The 11,675-nt window shown below is 58.1% G+C and carries 12 protein-coding genes; 9 read left to right on the top strand and 3 right to left on the bottom strand.

What is annotated here, in order from left to right:
- The first annotated feature begins 2 nt into the window (after nt 1–2).
- Together C2E16_RS01655 and ugpQ are read left to right on the top strand one after the other, a co-directional pair.
- Nucleotides 3–1,076, top strand: coding sequence for a sn-glycerol-3-phosphate import ATP-binding protein UgpC (locus C2E16_RS01655; RefSeq protein ID WP_084969865.1), 1,074 nt, complete (start codon nt 3–5; stop codon nt 1,074–1,076).
- Nucleotides 1,073–1,810: a glycerophosphodiester phosphodiesterase gene (gene ugpQ / locus C2E16_RS01660; protein ID WP_038629665.1), complete on the top strand. Its 738-nt coding sequence runs from the start codon at nt 1,073–1,075 to the stop codon at nt 1,808–1,810. Before C2E16_RS01655 ends, ugpQ begins: the two co-directional genes overlap by 4 nt.
- Nucleotides 1,811–1,813: 3 nt before the next feature.
- Here the strand turns inward: ugpQ and C2E16_RS01665 are convergent, their stop codons facing one another.
- Nucleotides 1,814–2,113, bottom strand: coding sequence for a DUF2756 domain-containing protein (locus tag C2E16_RS01665; RefSeq protein ID WP_038629666.1), 300 nt, complete (start codon nt 2,111–2,113; stop codon nt 1,814–1,816).
- 181 nt (nt 2,114–2,294) lie between these two features.
- Here C2E16_RS01665 and ggt point away from each other — a divergent pair, with 181 nt between their 5' ends.
- Nucleotides 2,295–4,043, top strand: a complete 1,749-nt coding sequence (ggt, locus tag C2E16_RS01670) for a gamma-glutamyltransferase (protein WP_038629667.1) — start codon at nt 2,295–2,297, stop codon at nt 4,041–4,043.
- 58 nt (nt 4,044–4,101) lie between these two features.
- On the opposite strand, the gene C2E16_RS01675 is transcribed toward ggt, so the two are convergent.
- A complete protein-coding gene (locus C2E16_RS01675) occupies nt 4,102–4,605 on the bottom strand; it encodes a GNAT family N-acetyltransferase (RefSeq protein WP_038629669.1) in 504 nt (167 codons plus the stop codon).
- Nucleotides 4,606–4,906: 301 nt separating this feature from the next.
- Here C2E16_RS01675 and C2E16_RS01680 point away from each other — a divergent pair, with 301 nt between their 5' ends.
- From C2E16_RS01680 to gntU, 5 genes are all read left to right on the top strand, one after another.
- Nucleotides 4,907–5,083, top strand: coding sequence for a PIN domain-containing protein (locus C2E16_RS01680; protein ID WP_201449528.1), 177 nt, complete (start codon nt 4,907–4,909; stop codon nt 5,081–5,083).
- Between the two features lie 347 nt (nt 5,084–5,430).
- Nucleotides 5,431–6,126 (top strand): pirin family protein, encoded by a 696-nt coding sequence (locus C2E16_RS01685; RefSeq protein WP_084969864.1) that lies wholly within the window; start codon nt 5,431–5,433, stop codon nt 6,124–6,126.
- A 270-nt stretch (nt 6,127–6,396) separates the two neighbouring features.
- Nucleotides 6,397–7,392: a gluconate operon transcriptional repressor GntR gene (gene gntR, locus C2E16_RS01690; protein WP_038629672.1), complete on the top strand. Its 996-nt coding sequence runs from the start codon at nt 6,397–6,399 to the stop codon at nt 7,390–7,392.
- Between the two features lie 139 nt (nt 7,393–7,531).
- The gene (gene gntK / locus C2E16_RS01695; protein ID WP_038629673.1) at nt 7,532–8,068 is read left to right on the top strand and encodes a gluconokinase; all 537 of its coding nucleotides are present in this window, start codon (nt 7,532–7,534) and stop codon (nt 8,066–8,068) included.
- A 9-nt stretch (nt 8,069–8,077) separates the two neighbouring features.
- A complete protein-coding gene (gntU, locus tag C2E16_RS01700) occupies nt 8,078–9,418 on the top strand; it encodes a gluconate transporter (RefSeq protein ID WP_084969880.1) in 1,341 nt (446 codons plus the stop codon).
- Nucleotides 9,419–9,499: 81 nt separating this feature from the next.
- On the opposite strand, the gene C2E16_RS01705 is transcribed toward gntU, so the two are convergent.
- Nucleotides 9,500–10,093, bottom strand: a complete 594-nt coding sequence (locus C2E16_RS01705; protein ID WP_038629674.1) for a YhgN family NAAT transporter — start codon at nt 10,091–10,093, stop codon at nt 9,500–9,502.
- Between the two features lie 253 nt (nt 10,094–10,346).
- On the opposite strand from C2E16_RS01705, the gene asd reads away from it, so the two are divergent.
- On the top strand, nt 10,347–11,453 hold the full coding sequence (gene asd / locus C2E16_RS01710; protein WP_038629675.1) for an aspartate-semialdehyde dehydrogenase: 1,107 nt from the start codon (nt 10,347–10,349) through the stop codon (nt 11,451–11,453).
- The last annotated feature ends 222 nt before the right edge of the window (nt 11,454–11,675 follow it).

The raw sequence follows: 11,675 nt of genomic DNA on the forward strand, positions 1-11,675 counted from the left end.
TTATGGCAGCAGTAACCCTTCAGGCCGTTACTAAATCGTATGACGGCAAGCAGCAGATTATTCAGCCGTTGGATGTGTCGATCCGCGACGGCGAGTTTATGGTGATGGTCGGTCCTTCGGGCTGCGGCAAATCGACGCTGCTGCGTATGGTGGCGGGCCTGGAGCGCGTCACCAGCGGTGATATCTATATCGACGCCGAGCGCATGACGGAAAAGGAGCCGAAAGATCGCGGCATCGCGATGGTATTCCAGAACTACGCGCTCTATCCGCATATGACGGTGGAAGAAAACATGGCCTGGGGCCTGAAAATCCGCGGGATGGGACGCGAGCTGATCCGCCAGCGCGTGCTGGAAACGGCGCGCAGCCTGGAGCTGGAGGCGTTGCTGAAGCGTCGGCCGCGCGAGCTTTCCGGCGGTCAGCGTCAGCGCGTGGCGATGGGACGCGCCATCGTGCGCGAACCGGCGGTGTTTCTGTTTGATGAGCCGCTCTCCAACCTGGACGCGCGTCTGCGTGTACAGATGCGGCTGGAGTTGCAGCAGCTGCATCGTCGACTGCAAACCACCAGCCTGTACGTTACGCACGATCAGGTCGAAGCGATGACACTGGCGCAGCGGGTAATGGTGATGAATAAAGGGGTTGTCGAGCAGGTCGGCACGCCGGTGGAGGTTTACGAGCGTCCCGCCACGCGCTTCGTCGCCAGCTTTATCGGCTCGCCCGCCATGAACCTGTTCGACGGCCAGTTCAGCCACGACGGCGGCGCGTTTCAGCTGGCGGACGGCTTTGTGCTGCCGCTGGCCAACGCGCAAAGCCGCTGGGCGAACCAGGCGGCGACGCTGGGCATTCGCCCGGAGCATATTCGGCTTAGCAGTCGTGAGGCGGGCGGCATTCCCTTAACCGTCGATACGCTGGAGATCCTCGGCGCGGATAATCTGGCGCATGGCCGCTGGGGCGACAGGCAAGTTGTGGTACGCTTGCCGCACGTTGAGCGCCCTGCGCCGGGCAGCCTGCTGTGGCTGCATCTGCCGATGGAGGCGCTGCACTTTTTTTCTGCCGAACATGGAGCCCGACTGGAATGACGCATCCCTGGCCTTATCCGCGCATCGTCGCGCATCGCGGCGGCGGCAAACTGGCGCCGGAAAATACCCTCGCCGCCATTGATACCGGCGCCCGCTACGGGCATACCATGATTGAATTTGACGTCAAGCTGTCGCGCGATGAGCAGATCTTCCTGCTGCATGACGATACGCTCGATCGCACCAGCAACGGCTGGGGCGTGGCGGGCGAGCTGCCGTGGGAAAAGCTGGCGCAGCTGGATGCGGGCGGCTGGTTCGGCAGCGCTTTCGAGGCGGAGCGGCTGCCGCTGCTGTCGGAGGTGGCGGCACGCTGTCGTCAGCATCATTTGATGGCCAATATCGAGATCAAGCCGACCACCGGCAGCGAACGACATACCGGGCAAGCGGTAGCGCTGGCGGCGCGTGCGCTCTGGCGCGGCGAAACGCCGCCGCTGCTTTCTTCCTTCTCCTTCGAGGCGCTGGAGGCGGCGATGCAGGCGGCGCCGGAACTGCCGCGCGGCCTGCTGTTGGATGAGTGGGATGAAAACTGGCAGGCGATGACGCAGGCGCTGGACTGCGTCTCCCTGCACCTGAATCATCGTTTACTGAACGCGGCGCGCACCGAAGAAATCAAGCGCGCCGGATTAAGGATTCTGGTTTATACCGTCAACCAACCCGAACGCGCGCGCCTGCTGCTGGAGTGGGGCGTCGATGCGATCTGTACTGACCGCATCGATATCATCGGCCCCGATTTCTGACCATCAGTTGTTATTCTGATTGATTGGCGGGTAGTGACTGGTGCTGCCCGGCTGCGACTGGATCACGCGCTGCTGCGTGCTGTTGCGCTGCTCTTGCAGACGGCGCTGCGTCTGCTGCGTTTGCCACTGCTGATCCTGACGCAGCTTATTCTGCTGCTGCGCCTGGTTCGACTGCATCTGGTTTTGCAGCCGCTGCTGGCTTGGGTTGTAGCCGGGCTGGTTCGGGTTATTGTTGTTGTTAAGCATATTCGCCATGCCGCTAAGCGGCAGCAATGCGATAAAAACCATCAGTAATTTTTTCACTTTCTTTCTCCTTCCAGGACGACGACGCCGTCGTCCGTTGCCTTCTCTAAGTTTAACTCACCCTGCGCTATCGGCATGACGACGCGCGCTAATTTGCGTTAATTCTCGCTTTTTCGGCTTACTTTGTGCATGTTTATCAAAAGTAAACACAATGTAAAAAACAATAAGGCGGGTGAATGATATGCAAAAAAATATGAAGGGTTGGGGGCTGGCCGCGTCGCTGCTGGCATCGCTCTGGGGCGCGCCAACCTTAGCGCTGGTGCAAAACGCGCCGCCGGTGTCCTATGGCATCGAAGCGGATACGTTCCATCCGGTAAGGGCGCAGCAGGGCATGGTCGCTTCGGTCGACGCCACCGCGACGCAGGTTGGGGTGGATATTCTGCGACAGGGCGGCAACGCCGTCGATGCCGCCGTCGCGGTCGGTTTTGCGCTGGCGGTTACCCATCCGCAGGCGGGCAACCTGGGCGGCGGCGGCTTTATGCTGTTGCGCACCGCCGCCGGACGCACCACCGCCATCGATTTCCGCGAAATCGCGCCGTCGCGCGCCAGCCGCGATATGTTCCTGGATAAGCAGGGCAACGCCGACAGCAAGCTCTCTCTGACCTCGCCGCTCGCTTCCGGCACGCCGGGCACGGTGGCGGGCTTCGCGCTGGCGGCGCAAAAATATGGCACCCTGCCGTTAAGCCGCCTGCTGCAACCGGCGATCAAACTGGCGCAGGAGGGCATTGTCGTCAATGACGCGCTGGCCGACGATCTGAACACCTACGGCAAAGAAGTCTTGCTGAGCCACGACAACAGCCGGGCGATCTTCTTTAAGCCGGACGGCGCGCCTTATCAGAAAGGCGAGCGGCTGGTGCAGAAGAATCTGGCGCACAGCCTGTCGCTAATTGCGCAGCAGGGGCCGGACGCCTTCTATAAAGGCGCCATCGCCGATGAGATTGCGGCGGAAATGGCCGGGAACGGCGGATTGATTGGCAAAGCGGACCTGGCGAATTATCGCGCAATTGAGCGTCAGCCGATCGGCGGCAGCTATCGTGGCTATCAGGTCTTCTCCATGCCGCCGCCATCCTCCGGCGGCATTCATATCGTGCAGATCCTGAATATTCTGGAGAACTTCGACCTGGCGAAAATGGGCTTCGGCAGCGCCGATGCGATTCAGGTGATGGCGGAGGCGGAAAAGTATGCCTATGCCGATCGCTCTGAATATCTGGGCGACCCCGATTTTGTTAAGGTGCCCTGGCAGGCACTGACCAGCAAAGCCTATGCGAAATCGCTGGCGCAGCAAATCGATGTCGCCAAAGCGCGTCCGTCGGATCAGATCAAGCCCGGTAAGCTGGAGCCCTATGAAAGCAACCAGACCACTCACTTCTCCGTTGTGGATAAGCAGGGCAATGCCGTGGCGGTCACCTACACGCTGAATACCAACTTCGGCAGCGGCATCGTCGCGGGTAAAAGCGGCATTCTGCTGAACAACGAAATGGATGATTTCTCCGCGCGTCCCGGCACGCCGAACGTTTACGGTCTGGTAGGCGGCGAGGCGAACGCCATTCAGCCGGGCAAACGGCCGCTTTCGTCAATGTCGCCGACTATCGTGGTGAAAGAGGGTAAAACCTGGCTGGTTACCGGCAGTCCGGGCGGCAGCCGCATTATTACTACCGTGTTGCAAATGGTGGTGAACAGCATCGATTTCGGTATGAACGTGGCGGAGGCGACCAGCGCGCCGCGCTTTCATCACCAGTGGCTGCCGGATCAGCTGCGGGTTGAGAAGGGCTTTAGCCCCGATACGCTGAAGCTGCTGAGCGCGAAGGGGCAGAATGTCGAAGTACTGCCGGCGATGGGGAGCACCCAGAGCATTATGATCGGGCCTGACGGTACGCTGTACGGCGCGTCCGACCCGCGCACCGTCGATGATTTAACGGCAGGGTATTGATCGTTAGCGAATGCCGGGTCGGCCGGGTATGCGACCGGCCCGGACAGGCATCGCGGCGTTACGTGCGCGGCGGACGCAGCCGCGCCATATAATGCACGTCCACCCATTCACCCGCACGCAGCGCATAGCGAGACGCCGTCCCCTCAATAACAAAGCCGAATTTGCGATAGAGCGCCAGCGCCGCAAGGTTATCGGTATAAACCGTCAGCTCAATGCGCTCTACGTTCAGCCAGTTATCGCACAGGTCAATCATGGCGCGCATCAACGCTCCGGCTACGCCTTTGCCGCGCTGGGCAGCATCTACACCAAGGCCGAAACAGGCGCTGTGCCGGCGGCGCGGCGATTGATTGACCTCCAGCGTCAGCTGTCCGACTACGCGTTCTTCAAGACAGGCGACCAGCGAATAATGGCCAGGTTGCTGTCTGGCGATGCGTTCCTGCCACTGGGTTAATGAAGGATAAGGAATTTGCAGGGTGTCGCTAAAGGTGCTTTCCTGCCCATAGATATGCTGCAGGGCTTGCGCATCCTGCGGCTCAACGTAACGCACCACGATTTTGCTCATGCTGTTTCCCGGTTATGAAACGCGTGTCGTCAACGGCTATCCGCGTCGGCTGTTTCGACGAGAATAGTTTTCCTGTCTGGAGAAATCTACTGCCGCAATGCCGGTGACGATCAGGGATTTAAACGCTTTTCCGCGCTGGCGTAACGTTCCAGGAGCGGTTCTACATAGCTGAGGTCGCTATGCCTGTTTCAACAATATCCAGCCGTGCGTTTAATCAGGAAGTATCAAAAGCTAAAAAGTTATCTGAAAACGGCCCGGTTTATATTACCGATCGGGGTAAATCTGTATATGTCTTAAGGAGGTGGTGCTTCGGTGCGCGCGACTGCATGTTCCTGATAAAGGGTTTGAAAATGATGCGCTGATTGCCTCAACCGCCAGCCAGCATAAGATGACAATGGTGACGCGCAATACGAAAGATTTCGCTGATATGGATGTGCCGTTGCTCAATCCCTGGCGGTATGAAGCTATCGAAAATTAGCGCTGGCTTGTGTTGCCGCTCACTTTTTTTACTGAAAAAAGAATAAAACCGTAATAAAAGGGTTTACAGATGCGAATGATAATGATTATTATTGTCACGCACTCCAGCGAGGCCGGTATGGACTCACTGCGAAGGCACGACATTGCTCACATTGCTTCCAGTATTTCTTAGCCAGCCGGGTGCTGGCTTTTTTTTTGCCCTCGCATCATCTTATTTTTCTCCACAAAATCTTTTCGCCTGATACGCCCCATACGTTCACTTTTTTTGAACAGAGGCGTGAAGTTTTTCAGCTATCATTCAGGCCGTTCCGGGCTCAGACTATAAAAAAACATTGAGGAGCCTTGAACATGATTTACGTACGTAAAGCGGAAGAACGCGGACATGCTAATCACGGCTGGCTGGACAGCTGGCACACTTTCTCATTCGCCAACTATTACGATGCTAACTTTATGGGCTTCTCCGCGCTGCGGGTGATTAACGAAGATATCATCGATGCCGGTCAGGGTTTCGGCACCCATCCCCATAAAGATATGGAAATCCTGACCTACGTGCTCTCCGGCACGGTGGAACATCAGGACAGCATGGGCAACAAAGAGCAGATCCCGGCGGGGGAGTTCCAGATCATGAGCGCCGGCACCGGCGTGCGTCATTCTGAATACAACGCCAGCAGCAGCGATCCGCTGCATCTGTATCAGATCTGGATTATCCCGGAATCCACCGGCATTGAGCCGCGTTATGAGCAGCGCCGCTTCGCCGACGTACAGGGCCGCCAGCTGATCCTGTCGCCGGATGCGCGCGACGGCTCGCTGAAGGTTTATCAGGATATGACGCTGTCGCGCTGGGTGCTGAAGGCGGGCGAAAGCGATAACGTCACGCTGGACGCTGCGCGTCGCATCTGGATTCAGGTAGTGAAGGGCGATGTGCAGGTCAATGACCAGCCGGTCATCACCAGCGACGCGCTGGCCATCTGGGAAGAGAGCGCCCTGACGCTGAAAGCCGGCAGCGATGCGGAAATCCTGCTGTTCGATCTGCCGCCGGTATAAGTTAATAACCGCGCCGTCCTGTTCTGACGGCAGTATGGCCTCAGGCCGTCGGGACCTTCGCCCGGCGGCCTTTTTTACCGTCTTCTCTCTTTTCGCGTCGGTGCGCCGTCGCGTTTATCCGATGAAACCGGTTTTGCCGCCGATTCGTCTTCTTCTTTCATCAATCACGCTTTGTTTGCGCACCGTTACGTCGGCCACGCTTTCCCTGCTCGTGGCGCCTGCCTTTTTTTTGTAAACTCAGCGTCATCTCTCTCTGCCCGGCGAACCATCATGAAGAAAAAAAGACCGGTACTGCAAGATGTTGCCGATCGCGTCGGCGTGACAAAAATGACCGTCAGCCGCTACCTGCGCAATCCGCAGCAGGTATCCGCCGCGCTGGGGGCGAGAATCGCCGTCGTGCTGGATGAGCTGGGCTACATTCCCAACCGCGCGCCCGATATGCTGTCAAACGCCACCAGCCGCGCCATCGGCGTGCTGCTGCCGTCGTTGACCAACCAGGTCTTCGCCGACGTGCTGCGCGGCATTGAAACCGTCACCGACGCCGCAGGCTACCAGACGCTGGTGGGCCACTTCGGCTACAACGCGGATAAAGAAGAGTTGCAGCTGCGATCTCTGTTGGGGTGGAATATTGACGGCCTGATCCTGACCGAACGCACCCATACGCCTGCCAGCCTGCGTATGATTGAAACCGCAGGCATTCCGGTGATTGAAATGATGGACAGCGTCTCGCCCTGCCTGGATATGGCAGTAGGCTTTGATAACGTCGAGGCGGCGCGTCAGATGACGCGCGCTATTCTGGCGAAAGGCCATCGTCATACCGTTTATCTGGGCGCGCGCCTGGATGAGCGCACGCTGCAAAAACAGCAGGGCTATGAGCAGGCGATGCGCGAAGCGGGGCTGGAGCCGCGCAGCGTAATGATGGAGGAAGCATCCTCGTTCAGCGCCGGCGCCATGCTGTTACAGGAGGCGCGTCAGCGTTACCCGCAAACCGACAGCCTGTTCTGCACCAATGATGATTTGGCGATAGGTGCTATGTTTGAATGTCAGCGCCAGGGCTTGCGCGTACCGGAGCAGATGGCGATCGCCGGTTTTCACGGACACGATATCGCGCATGTGGTGACGCCGAAACTGGCGACGGTGCTGACCCCGCGCGATCGCATGGGACGTGAAGCGGCGACGCTGCTTCTGGCGCGTATTGGCGGTGATAACAGTGTGCGTCAGCCGGTGGATGTAGGCTTTGAGATTGAGGAAGGAGAGAGCATCTGAATCTGATGTTTTTTTGAACCCGCTCACAATTCCAGGCTTTTCTTCGCAGACAGGTTGCGCTGATGTACGCACGTACTGAGAATGGGTGCGGCAATGTTATCGGTAACATTCGCATTTTCATCTGCCGGAGCTAACAACAATGCAAATTAAGTCGCCGTCACATCATGTATTCATTTTGATGGGCGTATCAGGCAGCGGTAAATCCGCCGTTGCTTATGAAGTCTCTCACCAGTTGAAAACCGCGTTTCTCGATGGCGATTTTCTTCATCCGCGTGCCAATATCGAAAAGATGGCCGAAGGCCATCCGCTTAACGACAGCGACCGTCAGCCCTGGCTACAGGCGGTTAACGATGCGGCGTTCGCCATGCAGCGTACTCAGGCGGTATCGATCATCGTCTGTTCCGCACTGAAAAAAAGCTATCGCGACATCCTGCGCAACGGCAACGATAACCTCTCCTTCATCTATCTGAAGGGCGAGTTTGAAACCATCGAAAGCCGACTAAAAGCGCGTAAAGGTCATTTCTTTAAACCGCAAATGCTGGTCTCACAGTTTGACACTCTGGAAGAACCGGGCGCCGATGAAAATGATGTGCTGGTGGTGGATATCAATCATTCCCTGCCGGAAGTCGTTGCCGCCACTATCGCCACCATTGAGGGTGCGATCAAAAAGGATTAGTTGTTTCTGATGAGTACCGCAACCCTGGTTTTAACCGCGGCAGGCTCGGTTGTTCTGCTGCTGTTTCTGGTGATGAAAGCGCGTATGCACGCGTTCGTCGCCCTGATATTGGTCTCGTTCGGCGCGGGCCTGTTTTCCGGCATGCCGCTGGATAAAATTGCCGAAACCATGCAGAAAGGCATGGGCGGCACGCTCGGCTTTCTCGCCGTGGTGGTGGCGCTGGGCGCGATGTTCGGCAAAATTCTGCATGAAACCGGCGCGGTCGATCAGATCGCCATCCGTATGCTGAAAAGCTTTGGCGAACGTCGCGCGCACTATGCGATGGGCATTGCCGGGCTGATCTGCGCGCTGCCGCTGTTCTTCGAGGTCGCGGTGGTGCTGCTGATCAGCATCGCTTTCGCCGTGGCGCGACGCACCGGCGATAACCTGGTGAAGCTGGTGATCCCGCTGTTTGCGGGCGTGGCGGCGGCGGCGGCGTTTCTGCTGCCCGGCCCGGCGCCAATGCTGCTGGCGTCGCAGATGCATGTCGATTTCGGCTGGATGATCCTGCTCGGCCTGTGCGCGGCGCTGCCCGGCATGCTGATCGCCGGCCCGCTGTTCGGCAATTTTATCAGCCGTCACGTCAGCTTTAACGTGCCGGAAGAGTCCTCGCAGCCGGAGGTGGAGCAGCACAAGATGCCCTCCTTCTTCTTTAGCCTGTCGCTGATCCTGTTTCCGCTGGTGCTGGTTGGCCTGAAAACCATCGGCGCGCGCTTTACCTCTGAGGGTTCGCGTCTGTACGAGTGGCTGGAATTTATCGGCCATCCGTTCACCGCGATTCTGCTGGCGCTGCTGCTGGCGATTTACGGCCTGGCGTACCGTCAGGGCATGGATAAAGAGAAAGTGATGCAGGTGTGCGGCAGCGCGCTGCAACCGGCGGGCATTATCCTGCTGGTGATCGGCGCGGGCGGCGTGTTTAAGCAGGTGCTGGTCGATTCCGGCGTGGGTCCGGCGCTCGGCAATGCGCTTACCGGCGCGGGGCTGCCGATCGCATTGGCCTGCTTTATCCTGGCCGCCGCAGTGCGCATTATTCAGGGATCGGCGACGGTCGCCTGCTTAACTGCGGTCGGACTGGTGATGCCGGTGATTGAGCCGCTGCACTATGACGGTGCGCAGATGGCGGCGCTGTCGCTCTGCATCGCTGGCGGCTCTATCGTCGTCAGCCACGTCAATGACGCCGGTTTCTGGCTGTTTGGCCGCTTTACCGGCGCCACCGAGGCGCAAACGCTGAAAACCTGGACGCTGATGGAAACGATTCTTGGCACCGTCGGCGCCATTGTCGGCATGATCGCCTTCCAGCTGCTCTCCTGATCGCTGCGGGCGGGTGCGCAACGCATCCGCCCATGGTGATTCCGCTGCTTTCCCCGTTACGACTCTCTTTTCCGCCCGCCTTTAAATCTTCAGATAGGCGCGAATGCCGTCCAGGAACATCTGCGTCGCCAGCATAATCAAAATCAGCCCCATCAGACGCTCCAGCGCGTTGACGCCTTTATCGCCCAGCAGCCGCAGAAACAGGCCGGAAAGCAACAGGATGACGACCGTGATGCCCCATGCGAACAGCAGCGCGCCCACCAGATGCCCCATCTGATTCGGATACTGATGAGAAAGCAGCATCAGCGTAGCGAGTAGCGACGGCCCGGCGACCAGCGGAATGGCGAGCGGCACCAGAAAAGGTTCTTCGCCCACCGGCAGACCGGTGCTGTTGCTCTCCGGCGAGGGAAAAATCATCTTTATCGCGATCAGAAACAGAATCACGCCGCCGGAGATGGAGACCGTCTCGGTGCGCAGATTCAGGAAGGCGAGAATTTTTTCACCGGCAAACAGAAACAGCAGCATGATGCCGAGCGCGATCAGCATTTCCCGGATCAGCACCGTTCGACGACGCTTCGGCTCCAGATGCTTTAAAACCGACATAAAAATCGGCAGATTGCCGAGCGGGTCCATTATCAACAACAATAATATGGTCGCGGAGATCATTTCAGTCATTTATTTTGCTCTTCATCCTTACGTACGCGGCGCCGTTATTAGCAATGCTGTTGAAAAGATTAATTCAATCGAATTAATTCACTTGCCAGCAGTGCTGCATTTTGTAGAGTTGAGGGTTACAGGTAAACCAAATTTTCTCTGGCGGGCTGCGCGTCCTGACGATGCGATATGCTCACTTCTTAGATTGTCGCTACCTTTTCATTACGCCGCGCGCGGCGCGCAAACGTGACGGGTAGCCTGTAGCAGGTGTTCAATGAAAAATGTAGGTCTTATTGGTTGGCGCGGTATGGTCGGCTCGGTGCTGATGCAGCGCATGAGCGAAGAGCGTGATTTCGACGTGATTCGTCCGGTCTTTTTCTCCACATCTCAGCATGGCCAGGCGGCGCCGACGATCGGCGGTCAGAGCGGCACGCTACAGGATGCGTACAATATCGACGCGCTGAAGGCGCTGGATATTATTATCACCTGTCAGGGCGGCGACTATACCAGTGAGATCTATCCGAAGCTGCGCGCCAGCGGCTGGCAGGGCTACTGGATCGACGCAGCCTCTACGCTGCGCATGAAAGATGACGCCATCATCATTCTCGATCCGGTTAACCATCATGTTATCCGCGACGGGCTGGCAAAAGGGATTAAAACCTTTGTCGGCGGCAACTGCACCGTCAGCCTGATGCTGATGTCGCTGGGCGGGCTGTTTGCGCACGACCTGGTAGAGTGGACCTCCGTCGCCACCTATCAGGCGGCCTCCGGCGGCGGCGCGCGCCATATGCGCGAACTGCTGACGCAGATGGGCATGCTGCACAACCATGTAGCGCCGGAGCTGCAAAATCCGGCGGCGGCGATTCTGGATATCGAACGCAAGGTGACCGAGCTGACGCGCTCCGGCACGCTGCCGACCGATAACTTTGGCGTGCCGCTGGCAGGCAGTCTGATTCCGTGGATCGACAAGCAGCTGGAGAACGGCCAGAGCCGCGAAGAGTGGAAAGGCCAGGCGGAAACCAACAAAATTCTCGGCACCCAACACACCATTCCGGTGGATGGCCTTTGCGTGCGCGTCGGCGCGCTGCGCTGCCACAGCCAGGCCTTTACGCTGAAGCTGAAGAAAGATGTGCCGCTGGCGGAGATTGAGCAGATGCTGGCCGCGCATAACGCGTGGGTGAAAGTGGTGCCTAACGATCGCGAGCTGACGATGCGCGAACTGACGCCTGCCGCGGTCACCGGCACGCTGACCACGCCGGTAGGCCGTCTGCGCAAGCTGAATATGGGGCCGGAATACCTTTCCGCCTTTACCGTCGGCGATCAGCTGCTGTGGGGCGCCGCCGAGCCGCTGCGTCGTATGCTGCGTCTGCTGGTCGATTAATCTTGCCTTTGCCCCGTTTGGCGCGTCAAACGGGGCGCATTCCCCGCACTTGGTCTATTTCCTGCCTTTTCAAAAGCCTGGCGTAATATTAACCATCAGGTGATCCATCTCCTCTTTTTGGCACTGCGAAAATTATTTTTGTGCAAAGTTCGCAGGCTTATTGTACGCCTTGTCTATGCTTAGCATGACTGTTTGGTTTTTCCGTTTCGAATATTAAAAGTT

This window comes from Mixta calida (assembly GCF_002953215.1).
Classification (GTDB): domain Bacteria; phylum Pseudomonadota; class Gammaproteobacteria; order Enterobacterales; family Enterobacteriaceae; genus Mixta; species Mixta calida.